This window comes from Mycobacterium sp. smrl_JER01 (assembly GCF_048513595.2).
Lineage (GTDB): Bacteria > Actinomycetota > Actinomycetes > Mycobacteriales > Mycobacteriaceae > Mycobacterium.
Map to the genome: position 1 here is coordinate 3,085,777 of NZ_JBLXXK020000001.1, position 20,590 is coordinate 3,106,366.

The window sequence follows — 20,590 nt, forward strand, 5'->3', positions numbered from 1 at the left end:
CATGACCAGGTCCGACAAGGCGGTGGTCGTCGCCGGCATCAAGAAGTCCTTCGGCTCCGTCCAGGCGCTGCGCGATGTGAGCTTCGAGGTCGAACGGGGCGAGGTGCTCGGTCTGCTCGGGCCCAACGGTGCCGGTAAGACCACCACGGTGAACATCCTGTCGACGTTGATCAAACCCGACAGCGGACGCGCGTTGATCGCCGGCCACGACGTCGTCAGCGATCCCGCCGGGGTGCGGCGGGCGTTGATGCTGACCGGTCAGTATGCCGCCGTCGACGACCTGCTCACCGGCCGGGAGAACCTGCTGATGTTCGGGCGGTTGCAGGGACTGAAGAAGAAGGCCGCCAAACAGCGGGCCCAGGAGTTGCTCGAGCAGTTCGATCTGATCGGCGCGGGTGACCGGGCGGTCGGCAACTACTCGGGCGGCATGAAGCGCCGCATCGACATCGCCTGCGGTCTGGTGGTGCGCCCCGAGGTGGTGTTTCTCGACGAGCCGACCACCGGGCTGGATCCGCGTAGCCGCCAGGCGATCTGGGAGCTGGTCACCGACTTCAAGGACGCCGGCATCGCCACGCTGCTGACGACGCAGTATCTGGAGGAGGCCGATCTGCTCAGTGACCGGATCATCGTGATCGACAAGGGCACCGTGATCGCCGAGGGCACCGCCGACGAACTCAAGGAGCGCACCGGCGGCACCTACTGCGAGATCGTGCCCCGCCAGCTCAGCGACATCCCCGCCGTGGCGCGCATCCTCGGCCCGTTGCTGCCGGATGCGAACCGGGCCGCGCTCAGCGACACCTCGGATCGGATCTCGATGCCCGCACCCGACGGGCCGAACACGTTGATGGCGGCGCTGCAGCTGCTCAGTGAGCACAACATCGAGCTGATGGACATCGCGCTGCGCCGACCTTCGCTCGACGAGGTGTTCCTGGCGTTGACCGGCGACCACACCCGGGGCCGCGACGATCAGTCCGACCCGCTGGTCGCCGCGGACGCGTACGCATGACGGCCACCTCTGCGATCCCGACCGCCGCCCGGCCCGCGGTGTCGGGCATCCAGCAGTGGTGGGTGCTCACGGTCCGGATGATCATCCCGACCCTGCGCAACGGGGAACTGGCCACCCAGATCATCGGCTCCATCGTCTTCACCATCGGCTACTATCTGCCGCTCAAGCAGATGATGGGTGCCGTCCAGCCGCTGAGCAGCTACGCCCAGTACCTGACCCCGTTGATTCTGCTGCAAGCGATCTGGTTCGCCGCGGTGTCGGCGGCGTTCCGCTCGGCGACCGACTCGGTGCAGGGCATCAACCGGCGGTTCCGCGCCATGCCGATTGCGAACGTAACCCCGTTCATGTCCCGGCTGACGGCCAGCATGTACCGCTGCTGCATCGCGCTGGCGGTGTCGGTGGCGTGCGGCTATGTCATCGGGTTCCGTTTCCACCAGGGCGTGCTGCACATCCTGGGCTTCGTCGCGTTGGTGTTGCTGATCGGTGCGGCGCTGGCCATCATCGGCGACCTGATCGGCATCGCGACCCAGAATCCGGAGGCGACGGCACCGATGATGCTCGTCCCGCAGCTGACGCTGGGGCTGGCCTCGGTCGGATTGCAGCCGGTGGAGCGGTTTCCGGACTGGATCGAGGGGTTCGTCCGCAACCAGCCGCTCTCGCAGTGGGTGTACGGCTTGCAGGCGCTCGCCGGTGACAGCAGCGGCAACGCGCCGGAGGTGAGCGTCGCGGTGCTGGCCCCGGGCGTGGCCTGGGCCGCGGGCGCCGCGGCGGTCGCGCTGGTCCTGCACGCCTGGGTGAGCCGCAGGAGGCGCACATGAGCGCCGGCCCGGCCCTGGGAGCGAAGGCGCCCTACCGTCCCGGCGGCAGGCATCGGGTCGAGAAGGTCTGGGAGAACTCGCCGAAGCGTCTGGTTCCCCAGGTGTGGGTGCTCACGCTGCGCATCCTGCGCCGCTGGAGCCGCGACCCGGCGACGCTGGTGCAGTCGCTGGTCATGCCGGCGGGTTTCCTGGTGGCGCTCGACATCGTGCTCGGGGACGGGATCGAGCAGGTGACCGGCCGCAGCGGCCTCTACGCACAGGTTCCGCTGGTGGCGCTGGTCGGGGGGATGACCGGCGCGATCATCGGCGCGGTCGGCGTGATGCGGGAACGCGAAGTGGGCCTGCTGTCCCGGTTCTGGGTGGTCCCGGTGCACCGGGGGGCCGGGCTGATGGCGCGGCTGGCAGCCGATGCGGTGCGCATCGTGGTGATCACACTGACGGCGTTGGCCGTGGGAATGGCCCTGGGTTTCCGCTTCGAACAGGGTCCGCTGGCGGCACTGCTGTGGGTGTTCATGCCCGCGGTGTTCGGTGTGGCGTTGTCGGCGGCGGTGCTCACGCTGGCGTTGTGGTCGTCGAGCACGCTGGTGCCGCAGGCCACCGACATCGTCATCGCGATCCTGATGTTCTTCTCGATCGGCTTCGTGCCGCTCGATCAGTACCCGGAGTGGATGCAGCCGTTCGTCGAGCATCAGCCGGCCAGCTATACCATCAAGGCCATGCAGGGCCTGTCCATCGACGGGCCGATCGCCGAGCCGGTGATGTTCACCTTCCTGTGGGCGGTGGGGATCGCCGCAGTGTGCGCGGTACCCCTGACGCTGGGATACCGCAGAGCCAGCAGACGTGGCTGACACTGCATCGACCGTCAAGGAGTCCTGACCATGTTTCCGTCCTCCGGCATCCGGAAACTCGCGCGCAGCGAGGAGATGTTCGCCGAGACCCACAACTTCATCGGCCTCGCGGCGCATGTGAACGGGCTGATGGACGCCGATGCGCTCTCCGACGCCTTCGATGCGTTGCTGACCGCGCATCCGGTGCTCGCCGGGCACCTCGAGCAACTACCGGACGGTAAATGGGAGATCGTCCTCGACGACCTGATGCCTCCCGGTATCGAGGTGGTCGAGCTCAGCGGCGACGAGCCGGCACCTCCGCTGATCTTCGACCAGACCGTGGCGCTGGTGCACCTGCGGTTGACCAATCGCGACGGCCGGTCCCATCCGACGCTCTACATCCATCACAGCCTGGCCGACGGCCACCATCAGTTCAGCCTGGTCGAAGAGTTGTTCTCGACCTACACCGACCTGGTGACCACCGGCACCACCCGCCCGGTCGAGGTGCATTCGGCTCCAGAGCCCCTGGAGGTGATCCTGGCGAACAGGGGAGTGCAGAAGCGCCAGCGCTCAGGGCTGGAGCGGCTGCTGGCCGCGATGTTCGTCTACGATCTGCCCCCGTCGCGGCGCGCCCCGTCGGAGGTGAATCCCGTTCTGCCGCAACTGGTTCCGATGGCGTCCTGCACGCTCTCCGAGCAGCTGACCGAGCAGATCATCGGCTTCTGCCGGGCCAACAGGCTCGGTCTGAACAGCTTGCTGTCGGCGGCCGTGCTGATGGCCGAGTGGAACGTCCGCAACACCCCGAACATCCCGGTGCCCTATGTCTATCCGGTGGACCTGCGCTACCTGCTCTCACCCCCGGTGTCGGCCACCGAGAGCACCAACCCCGTCGGGATCGCCACCTACCTGGCCGAGATCGAGCCGGGCACCGACATCGTGGAACTGGCCCGCGACATCAACGACACCTACAAGAAGGACATCGCCGAAGGGGTGATCCAGCAGAGCTTCCTGCACTTCAGCCCGCAGTATGTGGGCAACCCGCCGGGCCTGCCGGATGTGGTGATGTTCACCGACAACGGCATCGTGCCGCCGTTGCGCACCCCGCCGGACACCCAGGTGGCCTCCAGCCACGGCGAGTTCTACTTCGCCGTGGGCGCGGGCATCGAGATCTATACGTCCAAGATTTTCAACGGTCAGCTGATGATCGAGTACCACTCACACGGACCGGACCGGGAGAAGTCGGTCGCGGCGATCGAGGCCCAGTTGCGCGACGTTGCCGCCAAGCAGTCCGGTGCGAGTTGACCGCTCAGGGGCGTTGCCCGGGCACCCCGTAGGCGTAGCGGTGGTATTGCAGCGCCGCGCGCAGCGGCGGCAGCAACCGCGCCGCACGCTTGACCGCCTGCATCGCGGTGCCGGTCCGCGAGTACGTGCTGGCGTCGAAAAACGTTGTGGCGGCAAGCAACCGAATGTCAGGCAGCTTGTCGAGGATCTGCTGCGGGCTGTTGACGGCCCAGTACAGCACCGAACCCGAGGTGCGGACCAGCGACTGCGACTTCTGCGATTTGATCGCCAGCCAGTTGAAGAAGTCGATCTGCAGCTCCCCGGTGCCGAAGCGGTCGATGAACCGCTGCAGCAGCGCGACACCCTCGTCCTCGGTCAAATACATGCTGATGCCCTCGGCGATCAACAGGGTGGGGCGGTCGGCCGGGATCTCGTCGAGCCAGTCGGGCTCGGTGGCCGGCGTGGCGATCAGCGAATAGTTCGGGCGGTCCGGGTAGATCTGCTCGCGCAGTGCGATCACCTGCGGGAAATCGACGTCATACCAACGCACGTCGGCCCCCGGGTCGACGCGGAACACCCGGCAGTCCAGACCGCACCCCAGATGCACGACGGTGCACTCCGGGTGGGCGGCGATGAAATCACGGACCCAACCGTCGTAGAGCGCGGTGCGAACGGTGAACAGCGGAGCCCACTTCGGTGTGATCTCGAGCTCGCTCCAGTCGAAATCGAGCTTGTCGATCGCGGCCTTGGCGAAGGTGTCGCCGAGGATCGGGCGGTCGAAGTCGGCGTCGAGGGCCTTCAGGTACAGCGTCGACAGCATGGTCTTCGCCGGGCCGCTCAGGTTGACCGGAACTTTGTTGCTCACGTGTGTGAGGCTATTCGCAAAGGGCCCGGCATGGCACGCCGGGTCGCCGATGAGGAGAGGATGCACCTACTGTGACTCCGTCGAACCCGCCACGGGTGCTGCTGCTGTACTACAGCTTCACCGGACAGTCCAAGAAGGTTCTCGACGCCGCGGGAGAGGTGTTCCGGTCACGCGGCTACGAGGTGACCGAAGCGCCGATCGAGTTCACCGACCCGCGGTATTCGGAGCGGTTCTCCCGTTTCCCGATGCGGCGGGTCTGGCCGGAGTTCCTCGGCATGCTGCCTGCCCAGACCATGCAGCGCACCGGCGACATCCGCACCCCCGATTCCGTGCGGACCGGCGACTATGACCTGATCTGCATCGGATCGCCCACCTGGTGGGACTCCGTGTCGATGCCGCTGCGCACCTTTCTGGTGTCACACGAGGCGCGGAACCTGCTGGAAGGCAAGCGTTTCGCGGTGTTCGTGGTGTGCCGGCGCAAATGGCGCAAGAACCTCGCCGGGGTACGCAAGCTGGTCGAGAAGAAGGGCGGCCGCTACGTCGACGGCATCCACTTCACCTACCCGGGCGGGGAGCTGCCGTCGATGCTGTCGCTGACCAGCTATCTGGGGTCGGGGGAGTACAAGGAGCGTTATCTCGGAGTCAAGCTGCCGCCCACCAACATCAACGACGAGCACCTGGAGGAGGCACGGCGGTTCGCGGCGCGCGTCGCCGACAAGGTCTTCGGCAAGCAGGCCCAGGGGAACTAGTGCCGCGCTCATTCGACGTGATCACCGAGACCGCGGCCGGGGTCGCCGAGGTGCTGGCAGCGTTCGGCGATCGGGACTACTGGGTGGCCCGGCTGGCCGCCTACGGCGGTGACTCGATGCACCTGGACTCGTTGCTGGTCGATGCCGGCGGCACGATCGAGGTGCGCACCACCCAGGATCTGCGGGCGGACATGCTGCCCGGCGGGATCGCCCGGATGCTGCCGGGTGACACCAGCATCCTGCGGACCGAGTCGTGGCGGCCGCCCACCGGCCCGACGCCGGGTGTTGCGCACGGCGAGTTCACCATCACCGCACGCGGGGTGCCCAGTTCGGGTGCGGGCACCATGGCGCTGGCGCCGGTCGCAGCGGGGTCCAGCCTGCGGGTCAGCGGGACCCTCGAAGTCCGGATCCCGGTGGTGGGCGGCCGGATCGAACGCTATGTGGCCGATCTCATCGGCCGGGAGGTTCCGCAGATGCAGCAGTTCACCGCCGAGTGGATCGCCGGGAGGCCCTGAACCGTGCCCGAACCCATCCCGACCACGGCGGAGGCGCTGGCCCGGTTGGACATGCCGCTTCTGGAGGCGATGATGACCCAGCGCGCCATCCGCCGGGTGCTGCCCGACCCGGTCGACGACGAGATCGTGCTCAAGTGCCTGGAGTTGGCGCTGCGCGCGCCGACCGGGGCCAACGGGCAGAACTGGGAGTTCATCGTCGTCAAGGATCCCAAGATCAAACGCAGGCTGCAGCGCCGCTACCGGCTGGCGTGGCGGGTGTTCCATCGCACCTCGATCCGCGACATCGCGTCCTATGACGAGGAGATGGCCAAGAGCGTGCGCGCCATCGAATGGCAGCTCGAGCACTTCCACGAGATCCCGGTGCTGATCATCGCCTGCCTGCGACTGTCCGCCAGGGAGGGCAAGGTGCCGTACGTGCCGATGCCGCACGCGGCGGCCTCGGCGTTCTACGGCTCGATCTATCCGAGCGTGCAGAACCTGTTGCTGGCGGCGCGGTCGATGGGTCTGGGGGCCTCGCTGATCACGTTGCCACTGTGGAGTTTGACGTCGGCCCGGCGGATTCTGCGGCTGCCCACCGAGGTGACGCCGTGCTGCGTGGTCCCGCTGGGCTGGCCACGGGGCCGTTACGGCCCCACCACCCGCCGGCCGGTGGATGAAGTGGTGCATCTGGACCATTACGGCAATCGCGCCTGGTTCGGCCCGCGCCGGGCCGGCGACTGACCGGTCGCGAGACACATGTGTCAGAATTCAGCAACGCCACCAGGGCGGGTATCGGCCGGTCCCTGCCCCTGCGAGCAAAATCGCGGGAGGTCAGCGGGATCCCGCAGGCGACAACGACGAGAGCTCAGGAGGCGGTCGGCAGCATGACACAGACCGAGGCAACAATCAGTAGGATCTCGGCGTGAGCACGCAGCAGTACGACGCCGTCATCGTGGGCGCAGGTTTCGGTGGGATGGGTGCGGCCATTCAGCTGAATCGGCTGGGTTACCGCGATATCGCCATTCTCGACCGCGAGGACGACCTCGGCGGGACCTGGCACGTCAACCGTTACCCAGGCCTGACGGTTGACGTGCCGTCCACCACCTATTCGTATTGGTTCGAGCCGAACCCGTACTGGTCCCGCCTGTACGCGCCGGGAGCCGAGCTCAAGACCTATGCCGAGCACGTCGCCGACAAGTACGACCTGCGCCGCTACATGCGCTTCAACACCACCGTCGAGGGTGCGCGGTGGGACGACGAGGCTCAGCGGTGGCTGGTCACGCTGGCCGGCGGCCAGACCCTGCGGTCGCGGTTCCTCGTCCTGGCGACCGGCTATCTGTGCCAGCCCAAGAAACCGGACATCCCCGGTATCGACACGTTTGCCGGCACGGTGCTGCACGCCCAGGAATGGGACGACGACTATTCGCTGCGGGGTAAGCGCGCGGCCATCATCGGGACCGGGTCGACCGGTGTGCAACTGATCCCCAAGCTGGCCGAGGACGTCGCCGACCTGACCGTCTATCAGCGCACACCGATCTGGGTGATGCCGAAGTTCGACCTGTCGTTCGGGCCGCGCACCCAGCGCCTGTTCGCCAGGTTCCCGGCCACTCAGCGCTTCGTCCGCCTGTCCAGCGACGTGTTCATGGACATCATGACCACGCTGGCGATGTGGAAGTTCCGGCAGCTGCGGCCCATCAACACGGCGGCCGCGCGTATCGGCGCACTGCACCGCTTCCTGGCCATCCGAGACAAGGACCTGCGCCGCAAACTGACACCGGACTACGACTTCGGGTGCAAGCGGCCGACCCTGTCCAATGTCTACTACCGCACCTTCACCAAGCCGCACGTCCATCTGGAGACCGGCGGGATCGAGCGGATCGAACCCGACGGCATCGTCGGCAGGGACGGCACCAAACGTGTCATCGACACCCTCGTGTTGGCGACCGGGTTCGACGTGTGGGAGTCAAACCTGCCCGCGATCGAGGTGATCGGCCGGGACGGCCGCGACCTCGGCAAGTGGTGGCGCGAGAACCGCTTCCAGGCCTACGAGGGCATGACGGTGCCGATGTTCCCGAACATGATCACCCAGGCCAGCCCCTATGCGTGGGTCGGTATGTCCTGGTTCGACACCGTGGAGTACCAGATGCGCCACATGAACCGGCTTTTCGGCGAATTGCAGCGCACCGGCAGCCAGACCTTCGAGGTCACCGAAGAGGCCAACGACAGATTTCTGGAGCGGATGCTCACCCTGCTGGACGACTCGGTTTTCCGGCTCGGCGACTGCGCGAACTCCCGGTCGTACTGGTTCAACAGCAATGGGGAGGCGCCGCTGTTCCGCCCGACGTCGATCCGTCAGGCAGTCAAGGAACAGGACACCTTTCCACTCAGCGATTACGCCTTGGCGTGACGCCCTTAATCGACGATCTCAGCTCCCCAGGACACGAAGGGTAGGACCATGGCAACGGAGACCTCCGACGACGTTCGGCTGCCGCCCGGACCGCGCTGGCCGAAGCTCGTGCAGGGTGCCGTGGTGCTGACGTTGCGGTACCAGTCGATCGCCGCGCTCGGCCGCAAGTTCGGCCCGTCCTTCACCCTGCGCCTGCCCGCTCTCGGCAATGCCGTCGTGGTCAGCGACCCGACACTGGTCAAGGACCTGTTCAGCACCAGCCGGGAACTGATCGGACGCCCCAAGCAGAACCTGGGCAAAGAGGTGCTCGGCGAAGGTTCGATCTTTAACCTGGAAGGCGAAGCGCTGCAGGCGCGCCGGAAGATCCTGCTGCCCCCGTTCCACGGCAAGAGCATGCGCACCTACGAGCGGATCACCGAGGAGGAGGTGCGCCGCGAGATCTCGAACTGGCCCGAGGGTGTCGAGTTCGAGACGCTGGAGCCGATGACCCGCATCACGCTCAACACCATCCTGCGGGCGATCTTCGGCGCCGAGGGTCCGGCGCTGGACAAACTGCGCGTCCTAATCCCCGCTGCGGTGAACTTCGGATCGCGGCTCGCGCTCGCGCCCACCATCGTGAAGAAGGACTTCGGCAAATGGAGTCCCGGTGGTCGTTTCGCGCAGTTCAAACACGAGGTCGACGACATCATCTTCACGCTGATGAGCGAGGCGCGCTCGGACCCGAACTTCGACCAGCGCGCGGATGTGCTGTCGCTGCTGCTGCAGGCGCGCTACGAAAACGGCGAGCCGCTGTCGGATCGGCACATCGCCGATGAGCTGCTCACCCAGCTCGTCGCCGGACACGAGACGACGTCGACGCAGTTGTCCTGGGCCGTCGAGCGCATCCGCCGGCATCCGGAGGTGTTGACCCGTCTGGCCGAGGAGGTCGACGCGGGCGGCAACGAATACCTGCTCGCCGTGCTCGCCGAGGTGCAGCGCACCCGCCCGGTGCTCACCGCCGCGCTGCGTCGGACGAAGACCCGGATTCGCTTGGGGGAGTGGGTGATTCCCGAGGACACCATTGTGATGGCGAGCACCCAGTTGGCGATGGCGGCGGAGGACAGTTTCCCCGACGCGGCAATGTTCAAGCCCGACCGGTTCGTCGGTCAGGCGCCCAACCCGTTCGCGTGGATCCCGTTCGGCGGCGGCATGATGCGCTGTATCGGGGCGTCCTTCGCGACCATGGAGATGGAAGTCACTCTGCGAACGATTCTGAAGGAGTTCCGGATCGAACCCACCACCGCCCCCGATGAGCGAATCCACACCCGGGGTGTGACGGTCGCACCGGGGCACGGGGGCCGACTGCTGGTGCGTCGACGGACCGACCGCGGGACCACCGAAGTCGCGCCGGCGCACGATCACACCACCGCCTGACGCTGCTGCTCCGGGTCGACGTACCGCCGGTTAATCGTCGCCGGAGCCGGCGCCTCCGGAGTTGGTGTCGCCGGAGTCGGTGTTGTCGGAGTCGGTGTTGTCGGAGTCGCCTGAAGTGACCCGGCCGTCATCCGAATCGCTCTCGCCCGCACCGTCTTCGGTGTCTCCACTGTCGGTCAGCTCATCACCGTCGTCGGTCAGCTCATCACCGTCGTCGGTCAGCTCATCACTGCCGCCGTCCGTGAGCTCATCACCGTCGTCGGTCAGCTCATCACTGCCGCCGTCCGTGAGCTCATCACCGTCGTCGTCCGTGCCGTCGTCAACCACACCGTCGTCCGTGCCGGAGCCGGGATGGTCCGAATCTTCCAGCGGGGCCACCCCGGCCGGTTCCGCACCGGCAGCATCGGCTGAGGCCGGTGCCGAGCCTGCAGCCTGATCCGAGACCGGTTCCGGGTCGACCGCGTCCTCGGCGTCACCGTCGGCCTGCTCGACCAATGCGGCGGTCTCGACCGGCGGTGCGGGCGGGGTGATCGGGCGCGGGAGATAGTCGCGGTTGTACGCGCGCTCGATGATCTCTTTGAGGGGGCCGTTGAGCTGGTCGGCGAGCCTGTGCATGCCGAGGAAACGCAGCGGATTGAGCAAGGGGAGTTTCTCGGTCGGCACGAACACGTAGGTCGTATTGCCCTCCACCCACACGATGTTGTTGGGGTCGTAGAGGTCCACGTCCTCGTAATCGGTGTGCACCGAGGAGAATCCGGCCATGGCGTTGGCCAGCGCCAGCAGGTTGAACGGGTTGTCGGGGAAATCGGCGGCGAAGTCGTACTGCCGCGCCACGTCGATCACCTTGTACTGCGTTTCCGGGGTGGCGAACCCCGAGGCCGCGTTCGAGCCGCCCCGTGGCCGGTCACCGTTGCCGATGATCACGAACACCAGCTCATCGGCCGGGGGAGCGTCAGCCTCTGCGGCATACTTGCGCATCCACGCCGAGATCACCTGACCGCCCTGGCTGTACCCGTAGACGATCTTGAGGCCATCGGTCTGGCGAATCGCCGCGTCGAGCGGATCAGCGCCCGAGGGATAGAAGAATCGCGGGTACTTGACCGCCTGGCAGGTGTTGGGGGAGGCGCACACGACACCCTGCAGGTCGTCGTGCACAGACCCGCTCACCAGACCGAGGGACAGCACCGTGGCCGGGCCCGGCAGCACCACCTGCGCGTCCGCCACCTCGGCGTTCGCCGCCTGAGCCTGGGCGGCAGGGGTGCCGAACAAGGACAGCGACGCCGCCACCGCCGCGACGCCGGCTTGCGCGATGACGGCGCGAGGCTTGCTGACAGTTCCCGATTCCATTTGCTCCACCCCTCTGTTGCGCCCGTAGCGGACGTGCTGACACCGACCGTAGCCTACCCGGGCGGCCCGCGGATTTTGGCGATACGGTCATCGTGTTCCCAGGTAGAGCGCGTAATTTTTCGGTGATACCCAATTCAAGATCGACCAGGTATGCTCGCCGCCAACTGCCGGGCGCCGGCGTCTTTGTCAGTTGCTGACAGCTGAGGGAACCATTAGCGCGCCGGCGTCGTCGCCCGGAGGTCGCCGCGGCGACGCAGGGCACCGATCCTGGTTGTCCCACGAGCCGTCCATGCCGCCTGTTGGGCCCGGCCGGGTCGACTCGCCAACCGCCCCGGGACGCGAACAGACGTTGCTTTGCCGCACGAGGGGCTCGGATTTGCCGATGCAGTCTGCTCCCGTCGCCGTCCTCGGGTACTGGAAATGGCGCGTTTACCTTTCGGCAATCCGAGAATCTCCGGGTGTTCCACCGTGCTTTCTTCCGGCCTACCCACTCCATGAAACGAGATAGCGGTCACAATCGACCACGCCAGCGATATCAGCAAATCAACAGCAAGTTCACAGAATGACATTTTAGCAATCACTGTGCGGGTTGCTGAAAATGTGTTTACAGACGCCGAATTTCAGTGCCCCGACGAATTACCCCGGTCTGGGCATCGCAACGAACAACGCTTCAGCTGCGTAAATGATTGACCTATCGATGGAGCTCAACGCTGTTCGTACACCTGCGACACGCGGCTCAATCTCGGGACATCACCGGATCTCGGCTATTCTGGCAACGTAACGCGGAGTCGCTCTGAACCCGCATGTCGCAATGTCCCTAGCCAGCAGAGACAATTCGTCCGGGCGGAATCCTCATTCAGGTCAGCATCAGCGATCAATCGTTGTAATCTCAACGACGATCCGGGGTCCGCGGTCTTGTCTTTCGGCGGCGGAGCGGGGGCGAAGACGACGCGGTCGCCACTCCCAACCTCGGGACAGGCTCTCCATCGATTAGCTCCGTGCGGGCGGAAGTCGTGCTGTCGGTCACTCAGCGAAGGGGAAAACTGCGGTGAAGCGGGTCAAGAAAGTCGCCCTGGCACTCGCGGCATTGCCGATGATGGCGGTTCCGGCCCTGGTGGGGCCCAGCCCACAGGCGGTCGCGGCCACCGCGACGATGGCCGGGATGTTCAATTCCGCGCCGAAGTACACCACCATCACCTCGGACGGTCAGTCGCTGTGCCCGTGCCGCGCGATCAGTTACGACACCTCGCCCGGCCTGATCGGCATCGCGGACGGTGTGCGCGCGCTCGAGCGATGGATCGCGACGACACCGGGCAGTAAGACCGTCGTCGCCTACTCCAAGGGCACGCATGCGGCACTGGGGTGGTTGCGCGAGAACGCCGACGAGCTGCCGGCGCACCGGATCGAGTTCGTGCTCCTGGGGTCCCCGGAGACGCCCGGCAACGGCGGTTGGCGGGTGGGTCACAACCTGCAGAGCGGCCTGCCACCCACCAACGACTTCCAGAACGTCACGTTCGTGGTCCGCCAGTACGACAGCGTCGCCGATTCACCGGTGAACAGGTTCAACTTCCTCGCGATGATCAACGCATCGTTCAGTACCCACCTGGAAGGTTACGACGGGCTCGATCTGGACAATCCCGATGCGGTCTACGTGGACCCGAAAACCGGGGCCACGACGCTGTATTTCCGCACCGACCTGTTGCCGATGCTCTCCTGGATGGACTGGTTCGCCACCCCCGAGCAACTGGCGGAATGGGACGCCACGCTGCGACCGCTGATCGAAGCGGCCTACGCCAGGCCGGTGGAGATCCCCGATCCGGATTACGCATTGACCTCCCGACTGACCTTGGTGGCACAGCAGGCTGTGCTGGAAACGACCGCGGCATCCGCGCCGCAGTCCGGCCCGCCGGAGGACGCCGCCGGCACTGAGGCGCCCTCCGGGACGGCCGATCCGGACGGCATTGCCATCCCGGACAGTCACGTGGGAGAACTCGCAGAAACCACCGGTGCACCGGGAAGCACCGATCTGGTAGAGGCCACCGACCCGGATGCCGAAGGAGACGCCGAGGACGCCTCACCCGAGGACGCCTCACCCGAGGAGGGCGGCGAGCTCGTGCCGGCCGACGACGCGGCCGACGCCACCACCGATGCCGAGGGGATCGACGCCGGCTCCGACGAGGACGCCGACCCGACGTCATCGGGGGTCGATACACCGGATCAGGAGCGCGGCCCCCAACACCGGCTGCAGATCGGCGGCACCGGATCCGGCGGCACGTCGGGTGCCGGGGATTCCGACGCCGGCGGCTCCGACACCGGATCCGGCTCGAACTCCGGCACCGAGACTGGATCCGCTTGATCCCAAAGTTGTTCCAGGACAACGATTTCCCTTTGGGACGACGATGCAGCGCCCGGTAGCCGACCCGCGTTCCGCGACCCGCGCAGCTGCCGGCATCGCCGCTGGCTGACGTCGGTGCGCAGCCTCGGCCGTTGATAGGCTGCGACGATGTCTGCAAGCGTTCGCGGCAAGGTCGCGCTGATCACCGGCGGCGCGTCCGGTATCGGAGCCGCCCTGGCGACCAAGATGGCCGACCTCGGCAGCGACGTGTGGATCGCCGATCGCCAGGCCGACGTCGCAGAGGAACTGGCCGCCACATTGCGCGCCGGTGGTGCGAGCGCCCACGCGATCGAATTGGACGTCCGCGACTTCGCCGCCTTCGAAGCAGCGGTCGACCGGGTCGTGCAGACATCAGGCGCGCTCGACTACCTGTTCAACAACGCCGGCATCGGCATCGGCGGTGAGATCGACAGCTTCACCATCGACGACTGGAACACCATCATCGACGTCAATCTGCGCGGCGTCGTCAACGGCATCCAGGCCGCCTATCCGGTGATGATCCGGCAGGGCCGCGGACACATCGTCAACACCGCGTCCCTGGCGGGACTGATCACCATGACCGCCCAGGCGGGTTACTCGGCAACCAAACACGCCGTCGTCGCGTTGTCCAACACTCTGCGTCTTGAAGCGCAGCGACACGGTGTGCAGGTGTCGGTGCTGTGTCCGGGCGTGGTGCGCACCCCCATCCTCGCCGGCGGCAAGTACGGGTACAACACCACCGCCAGCCCGCAGGACATGGCGGCCCTCGGGGAGAAGCTTCGGCCGATCTCACCGGAGGCATTCGCCGACAAGTCCCTGCGTGCAGTGCTGCGCGGAGACGCGTTGATCGTGGTTCCCCGGTGGTGGAAGGCGCTCTGGTACCTGGAGCGGCTTTCCCCCGCGCTGTCGATGCGGATCGCCAGGGAGTCGCTCAAGCGCACCCGTGCGGTAACGCAGGTCCGGCCGTGAACGATATTCCAGGCGCACCACCGGCCCGGGTGTCCGGCCGTCGGTGGTCAGCGGCCGATCGACGCGCTGTGGCGAAGTTCTTACGTTGCCGAGCGAACCTTGCGGCCGGGCGCGGCGGCAGCCGTTGACGCCCGGTCGCCATTACCCGCGCCGCAAACCTTCCCGATCTTCATGATTGTTCACCTGCGTCAATCCGAAATTCGTCGATTACTCAGCTCACAGTGTTGCAATACTGTGATATACAGTGTCGGGAGTTAACACGTAGTCCGGACTTTGCTGGCCCCCAGCAACCTCAGTCCGAATTAATTTTCTCATCAGTAAACCTGCTGATCAGTTGGGAGAGGCCAGAAATATGCGTCCAGGATTGCGACCGCTGGCAATGGGCAGTGCCGCTTTAGTCGGCGCCGGCCTGATCGCCGCGACACCGGTCACGCCGCTGACCGAACAGGCCAAGGCCCAGTTCGACAATGTGGCGGTCCAGCTGGCGGCGAACTCGATCGCGAACATCCCGGTCAACCTGTACCGCATCCTGATGGACCTGGAGAAGAATCAGCTCGCCGGCCTGAACGCCGCGACCGACTCGCTCGAGGGCTCCGGCAACTGGTGGCTCTACACCCCGACCAACATCCTCGGTTGGGATCAGATGGACTACGCGAAAGCCGTCGGGTTCACCAAGCTGTTCACCCCGATACCGGAGGTGGCGCAGGCCCAGGCCGACCAGCTCAACGCCATCATGGCGCGCAACTTCCCGATGACGGCCAACTGCACCGGCACACCACAACCGTGCGCCGACCCGTTCTACTTCACCGCGTACTTCACCACACCGCCGTGGGAGGCACTGTTCGGCTACCAGTACGCGTTCGGCCCGGTGTTCAACACCCTCGATCCGTCGATCGAGATGCCGTGGTCGAACCAGACCCTCACCTACGATCCGTGGGGACCCGGCAAAGCCCTCTGGCAGGCGTTGACCAAGGAGCCCGAAGAGGGTTGGGCACCCGAGCGCACCTACCTGCTGGACCGCATGGAGGCCAGCGACCGGTTCTGGAAGTCGGTTTACAACTCGTTCAATCCCTTCGTCGAGGGCACCTACTGCCTGCCCTGCCAGCTGCTGGGCGTCAAGGGGCCGAAGAGCTCGCTGCCGGTCATCAGCATCTTCGGCAACTTCTACACCTACCTCGACTTCGGGCAGGAGTTCACCGACGACTGGGTCGCCCCGCACCCCGAGGTTCCCAAGCCGCCCACGGTCAAGGCACTGTCGATCTACACCCCGGAGGCCTGGGAGCGCATCGGCCGCGACATCCAGACGTACTACAACTGGGTCTTCAAGGGCGGCCCGATGCCGCAGATCGAGCTGGAGGAGCCCAGCGTCTACCCCGAGGTGCCGGACACCACTCCGCCGCTGCAGCCGGGGCTGGGCGGAGATCTGCCGGCCCGGGTGCTCACCGTCAAGGGCACCGAGCTCTATCCGATCGACGGCATCCTCAACGGCTCGGTGTGTGACGGCAGCCTGGGCGATTGCGACAACGTCGACTACATCCGCTGGCTGCAGGAAGCCAGCATCCGGGACGGCCTGAAGAACCTCTCGGCGCTGCTGGCCGACCCCGATGCCGGACCCGCGACGGTCCTGGGGTACTCGGAGGGCTCGGTCATCGCGTCGCGTTGGCTGAGCAACTACTCGAAGGCGCTCGCCAAGGCGCAGGCCGAGGGCAAGACGGATGTCGAGGGTGCGCCTGACGCCGAGAATCTGCACTTCATCCTGACCGGCAACCCCAACCGCAAGTACGGCGGCACCCGGCCGGCCTGGTACATCGAGCGGGCCACCCCCAACGACACCAAGTACACGACGCTTGACGTCGCCCGCGAGTATGACGGCGCCGCCGACTGGCCCGACCAGTTCAACCTGTTGGCGTATGCCAACGCTGCCGCGGGTTACTTCGTGGTGCACCCGTACTACGACGACGTCGACCTGGAGAACGATCCCAAGCTGGTCTTCCAGGAGAACAACACCACCTACGTGCTGATGCGCACGCAGGATCTGCCGATCCTCTACGGGCTGCGTCAGATGGGCCTCAACCGGTTGGCAGACGAACTGCAGGCGAAGTGGAAGCCGATCATCGACTCCGCGTACAACCGGGATTACCCCAACGTGATCGAGGATCCCGCCGCCGCGCAGGAAGCAGTCGACCGCGCCAAGGCCGGTCTGCCGCCGCTGGAGTCCACCGAGGAGGAGACCACGGACGCGCTGGCCGCGAGCAGCAGCGAGTCCGAGGACGGCGACGAGGCTCAAGACAACACGTCACTGACCGAGAGCCTGCAGAGCATCTCGCGCTCGTTGTTCTCGGCAGACCGGGACGACGCGAAGACGCCGGAAACCGAGACCGGAACCGACACCGACACGGGCACCGAGACCGAGACCGGCACCGGAACCGAGACCGAGACCGGCAACGAGACCGAGACCGGCAACGAGACCGAGACGGAGACCGAGACCGAGCAGCAGGATCCCTCGAAGGACGCGGTCAAGGACAAGGGCGAACAGAAGCGCTTCAACCCCTTCAAGCCGTGGGGCTCGTCGAAGCAGCGCGGCGGATCGTCGGACCAGGCCACCGCCGAGACCGACGGTGCGAAGGATTCCGAGACAGGGTCGAAGAAGAACAGCGGCTGGGGCTCCAAGAAGGACGGCGGTTCCAAGACCGACAGCGGTTCCAAGACCGACGGCGGTTCCAAGACCGACAGCGGTTCCAAGGACAGCGGTTCGGACTCCAAGAAGGACGCCGCCTGATCTGACTCAGATCGCGCTCCCGGCCGGCCGGATCGACGCACCGCCAGCGGTGCCCCGATCTGCGCCGGCCGGCGGCGTTTCCGCGCGGCGTTTCTGCGCAGATCCGGTGCGTCAGCGCTTGGCTGCCTGCGCGTCGCCCAGCGCCTCCAGAATCCTGTTGCCTCCGGTCCTCCGCGCCACGGCGGCGGTGAACTCGGGGAGCAGGCCACCCAGCATTGTGTTGACACGCAGCGGCCACGGCGCCACCGTCACCTCCGCGAGGTTGTCCTCAACCGCCTTCACCGTCGCCCGCGCCACCTGATGCGACGTGCGGGTTCCCACCCGGGGAACTTTCACGTCGGTGTCGGCGATCATCCCTGCGTCGCGCACCGGGCCCGGGAAGATCGTCGATACCCCGACGCCGTGGGCGCGTAGATCCTCGCGCAGCGCGAGCGCGAAGCCGCGCAATCCGAACTTCGTCGCGTTGTACAACGCCATATGCCCGGATGCCGACTTGCCCGACAGCGATGACATGAACACCAGGTGCCCCGAACCGCGGGCGGCCATCTGTTCCCCGAGCACCTTGGCCATGACGATCGGGGCGCGCAGGTTGACATCGAGCGCGCGGTCGATCTGCGCTACCGAATACCCGTCGAGCAGCCCCGAGGCCGGAACTCCGGCATTGGCGATGAGCACATCGACCGCCTCGACCCGGGCCAGCATCCGCGACACCTCATCGCGGTCGGAGAGATCCCCGACATACACTGCGGCGCCCAGACGCGCCGCCATCTCGTCGAGCACCTCGGCCCGTCGACCCGTGAGGGTCAGTCGCGCTCCGCGGGCGGCGAACTCCGCCGCAAGGGCGTGGCCGATACCGCCGGAAGCTCCCGTCACCAGAACATGTGCGCCGTTGACATCCATGGGATGAGGCTACGGGTTGGACCGCCCCGGGGTCACCTCGCGGACGGTCAGTTCGTCCTAAGCTGGCCGGCCACGTAATCCGTTGCCTGCTCGACCATTCCGTTGTCGACATACGACATGTGGGCCGGGAAGTTGAGCCCCGACGAGCAGAACGGGTCGTCGAGGGCGCACAGGTCGATCGTCTTGTGCCCGAAGGTGCCGCTCAGTTCGGGCAACGGGCCGCCGCCGGCCATATCCCGCAACGGATTACCGAACACGGCGACAGCCGCGACGTGGTCGGCGAGCTCGGGCGGTATCGGGGTGGGGACATAGCGGCCCAACGGGCGCGGATCCACGGTGATCATGTCGATCACACCCGCGCCCTGAGAATTGCCACCCAACACAAGTTTGGTGTCGGGGCAGTTGTCGGCCATCCAGCGCACCCGGCCAAGCGCATCGGCGGCGCCGACCTGCACCGAGGAACTGAAGTTGAACCCGGCCGGATAGTTCACCCCGTAGGCGCCGACCGAACGCCCATCGACCTTGCCGCGCAATGAATCAACGAAGTTCTGCCCCAGCCAGCCCAATCCGGGGGGAGCGCCGGTGCCGCGGGCGAAGATGACCTCGATGTCCGGGCAGGGTTGCGCCGCGGCGGTGTGCAGGCCCAAGCCGGTCTGCAAGACGGCGGCGTACCCCAGTACCACCGCACCGATCGAGCCCACCATCCTGCGCATCAGCATGACTCCATGCTGACACATCGCTGTGAGTGCTCGGCGCGTACCGCGTCTGAGCTGGCCTTTCAGGCGATCGAGTAATCGCTGAGCGGGAAACTGTCGTTTTCCTGGTTGGTCTGCTTGGTCGAGGCGGGACGGACCAGCGTCTCACCGCTCGGGCTGAAATAGTAGGAGCGCGACCGCGCGCAGTCGCCGCTGCCGAACACCGTTTTGCCCAGCAGCGCCGACATCCGCTCGCCGAACGCGGTGTTGGCGGCATCGGTCACCTCGAAGGTCGTCCCATTGCGTCGGCGCAGCTCGCCGAACAGCCGGTCCATATGCCGCATCTGGTACTCCATGGTGTTGAAGTACGACAACCCGCTCGAGGCGTAGGGACCAGCCAGACTCAAGAAGTTCGGAAAGCCGGGGATGGACACACCCTGGTAGGCCAGAAAGCCGTTGTCACGCCACCATTTCCCGAGGTTTCGGGCGTCGCGGCCGATCACCTCGATGGCCGGGATATTGGCCTCCCACAGATCGAAGCCCGTGCAGAGAACCAACGTGTCGATCCGTGTCCGCGACCCGTCACAGGCCACGATGCCGTCGGCCTCGACCCGTTCTATCCCGGCGGACTGCAGGTGCACGTGGGGTTTGGTGAACGTGCGGTAGTACGAATTGGAATAGGTGGGGCGTTTGCAACCGAAGTCGTAATCCGGTGAGAGCTGGTCACGCAGATTCTTGTCGCGGATGGAGACGAACCGCCACAGCTGCGACAACTTGGCGGCAGCGACGTTGAGCTGCCGGAAGTACTTGAAGTTCAGCACCGACAGGATCATCATCGCTTCCAGATTCACGTCGGTCGTGTACCGGAAGGCACGTTGCAGCAGGGGAACTCGACCGAAGAGCTTGCGCAGCACCACGGGAATCGGGAAGTCGAATTTCGGCACGACATGGATCGGTGTCCGTTGATAGACCGTGAGCTCAGCAGCTGTCTTGCTCAGTTCGGGGATCAGTTGGACGGCGGTGGCACCCGTTCCGATGAGACCGATCCGCTCGCCGGCGGGGGAGTAACTGTCATCCCAGTCCATGCTGTGGATGATCCGCCCCTGGAAGTCCTCGATGCCGGGAATGTCGGGTTTGCGTGGCTGCGACAGATAACCGGTGGCCGTGATCAGGAACCTGGAGGTCAAGGTCTCTCCACTGGACAGCGCGACCTGCCACATCTGAGCTTCTTCATCCCAGCGTGCGCCGTCGACCGGAGTGTTGAAACGCATGTGCCGGCGGACGTCGTACTTGTCGGCCACGTGGTCGGCGTAGGTCTTCAGCTCGGAACCCGGCGCATACAGCCGGGACCAGTTCGGGTTCGGTTCGAACCAGTACGAATAGGTGGGTGAGGGGATGTCGACAGCCAACCCGGGGTAGTGGTTGACGTGCCACGTCCCGCCCAGATCGTCCTCGCGGTCCAGGACCAGGATGTTCTCGTAACCCAACTTCTTCAATTGGATCGTGGCGCCCATTCCACCGAAACCGGCGCCCACGACGATCGCGTCGTACTGCGGCAAATCCATGGGTATGAACGCTACCTCACAGCAAACCGATCATCAGCGGTTGTTCCCGGCATTCGAGCCGAGTTCACCACACCACGAAGCCCCGGCATGAGCCGGGGCTT

17 protein-coding genes are annotated in these 20,590 nt (G+C 66.0%); 12 read left to right on the forward strand and 5 right to left on the reverse strand.

From position 1 onward, the window contains the following. Position 1: 1 nt before the first annotated feature. From ACNUDN_RS14475 to ACNUDN_RS14490, 4 genes are read left to right on the forward strand one after another with little or no spacing between them, the layout of a single operon-like run. Complete coding sequence (locus tag ACNUDN_RS14475; protein ID WP_419122575.1) at positions 2 to 1,006, forward strand: ATP-binding cassette domain-containing protein; 1,005 nt, start codon at positions 2 to 4, stop codon at positions 1,004 to 1,006. Next, positions 1,003 to 1,824 carry an ABC transporter permease gene (locus ACNUDN_RS14480; protein ID WP_419122576.1) on the forward strand — a complete coding sequence of 274 codons (822 nt, stop codon included), beginning with the start codon at positions 1,003 to 1,005 and terminating at the stop codon, positions 1,822 to 1,824. Before ACNUDN_RS14475 ends, ACNUDN_RS14480 begins: the two co-directional genes overlap by 4 nt. Continuing rightward, on the forward strand, positions 1,821 to 2,672 hold the full coding sequence (locus ACNUDN_RS14485; protein ID WP_419122577.1) for an ABC transporter permease: 852 nt from the start codon (positions 1,821 to 1,823) through the stop codon (positions 2,670 to 2,672). Before ACNUDN_RS14480 ends, ACNUDN_RS14485 begins: the two co-directional genes overlap by 4 nt. A gap of 30 nt (positions 2,673 to 2,702) precedes the next feature. Continuing rightward, positions 2,703 to 3,953, forward strand: coding sequence for a phthiocerol/phthiodiolone dimycocerosyl transferase (locus ACNUDN_RS14490; protein WP_419122578.1), 1,251 nt, complete (start codon positions 2,703 to 2,705; stop codon positions 3,951 to 3,953). A gap of 4 nt (positions 3,954 to 3,957) precedes the next feature. Here ACNUDN_RS14490 and ACNUDN_RS14495 read toward each other — a convergent pair whose 3' ends face one another. Beyond that, on the reverse strand, positions 3,958 to 4,797 hold the full coding sequence (locus tag ACNUDN_RS14495) for a class I SAM-dependent methyltransferase (RefSeq protein WP_419122579.1): 840 nt from the start codon (positions 4,795 to 4,797) through the stop codon (positions 3,958 to 3,960). A 71-nt stretch (positions 4,798 to 4,868) separates the two neighbouring features. Here ACNUDN_RS14495 and ACNUDN_RS14500 point away from each other — a divergent pair, with 71 nt between their 5' ends. The 5 genes from ACNUDN_RS14500 to ACNUDN_RS14520 all read left to right on the forward strand — a co-directional run bounded on the left by ACNUDN_RS14500 (position 4,869) and on the right by ACNUDN_RS14520 (position 9,860). Beyond that, the gene (locus ACNUDN_RS14500) at positions 4,869 to 5,546 is read left to right on the forward strand and encodes a flavodoxin family protein (RefSeq protein WP_419122580.1); all 678 of its coding nucleotides are present in this window, start codon (positions 4,869 to 4,871) and stop codon (positions 5,544 to 5,546) included. Further along, positions 5,546 to 6,061, forward strand: coding sequence for a DUF2505 domain-containing protein (locus ACNUDN_RS14505; protein ID WP_419122581.1), 516 nt, complete (start codon positions 5,546 to 5,548; stop codon positions 6,059 to 6,061). Before ACNUDN_RS14500 ends, ACNUDN_RS14505 begins: the two co-directional genes overlap by 1 nt. Before the next feature lie 3 nt (positions 6,062 to 6,064). Further along, positions 6,065 to 6,781 (forward strand): nitroreductase family protein, encoded by a 717-nt coding sequence (locus tag ACNUDN_RS14510; RefSeq protein WP_419122582.1) that lies wholly within the window; start codon positions 6,065 to 6,067, stop codon positions 6,779 to 6,781. Positions 6,782 to 6,962: 181 nt separating this feature from the next. Continuing rightward, on the forward strand, positions 6,963 to 8,447 hold the full coding sequence (locus tag ACNUDN_RS14515; protein WP_419122583.1) for a flavin-containing monooxygenase: 1,485 nt from the start codon (positions 6,963 to 6,965) through the stop codon (positions 8,445 to 8,447). A 48-nt stretch (positions 8,448 to 8,495) separates the two neighbouring features. Then, the gene (locus tag ACNUDN_RS14520) at positions 8,496 to 9,860 is read left to right on the forward strand and encodes a cytochrome P450 (RefSeq protein WP_419122584.1); all 1,365 of its coding nucleotides are present in this window, start codon (positions 8,496 to 8,498) and stop codon (positions 9,858 to 9,860) included. 30 nt (positions 9,861 to 9,890) lie between these two features. Here ACNUDN_RS14520 and ACNUDN_RS14525 read toward each other — a convergent pair whose 3' ends face one another. Next, on the reverse strand, positions 9,891 to 11,207 hold the full coding sequence (locus tag ACNUDN_RS14525; protein ID WP_419122585.1) for a PE-PPE domain-containing protein: 1,317 nt from the start codon (positions 11,205 to 11,207) through the stop codon (positions 9,891 to 9,893). A 1,048-nt stretch (positions 11,208 to 12,255) separates the two neighbouring features. Here ACNUDN_RS14525 and ACNUDN_RS14530 point away from each other — a divergent pair. The 3 genes from ACNUDN_RS14530 (at position 12,256) to ACNUDN_RS14540 (ending at position 17,329) form a co-directional block, all read left to right on the forward strand. Beyond that, positions 12,256 to 13,563, forward strand: coding sequence for a PE-PPE domain-containing protein (locus ACNUDN_RS14530; RefSeq protein ID WP_419122586.1), 1,308 nt, complete (start codon positions 12,256 to 12,258; stop codon positions 13,561 to 13,563). A 147-nt stretch (positions 13,564 to 13,710) separates the two neighbouring features. Continuing rightward, entirely contained in the window at positions 13,711 to 14,550 is an 840-nt protein-coding gene (locus ACNUDN_RS14535) for an SDR family NAD(P)-dependent oxidoreductase (protein ID WP_419122587.1), read from the forward strand. A 352-nt stretch (positions 14,551 to 14,902) separates the two neighbouring features. Continuing rightward, entirely contained in the window at positions 14,903 to 17,329 is a 2,427-nt protein-coding gene (locus tag ACNUDN_RS14540; protein ID WP_419122588.1) for a PE-PPE domain-containing protein, read from the forward strand. 111 nt (positions 17,330 to 17,440) lie between these two features. Here the strand turns inward: ACNUDN_RS14540 and ACNUDN_RS14545 are convergent, their stop codons facing one another. Genes ACNUDN_RS14545 through ACNUDN_RS14555 form a run of 3 tightly spaced genes read right to left on the reverse strand, consistent with a single transcriptional unit; the run spans position 17,441 to position 20,489 of the window. Further along, positions 17,441 to 18,229 (reverse strand): SDR family NAD(P)-dependent oxidoreductase, encoded by a 789-nt coding sequence (locus ACNUDN_RS14545; protein WP_419122589.1) that lies wholly within the window; start codon positions 18,227 to 18,229, stop codon positions 17,441 to 17,443. A gap of 47 nt (positions 18,230 to 18,276) precedes the next feature. Continuing rightward, positions 18,277 to 18,948 (reverse strand): cutinase family protein, encoded by a 672-nt coding sequence (locus tag ACNUDN_RS14550; protein ID WP_419122590.1) that lies wholly within the window; start codon positions 18,946 to 18,948, stop codon positions 18,277 to 18,279. 59 nt (positions 18,949 to 19,007) lie between these two features. Then, entirely contained in the window at positions 19,008 to 20,489 is a 1,482-nt protein-coding gene (locus tag ACNUDN_RS14555) for a flavin-containing monooxygenase (RefSeq protein WP_419122591.1), read from the reverse strand. Between the last annotated feature and the right edge of the window lie 101 nt (positions 20,490 to 20,590).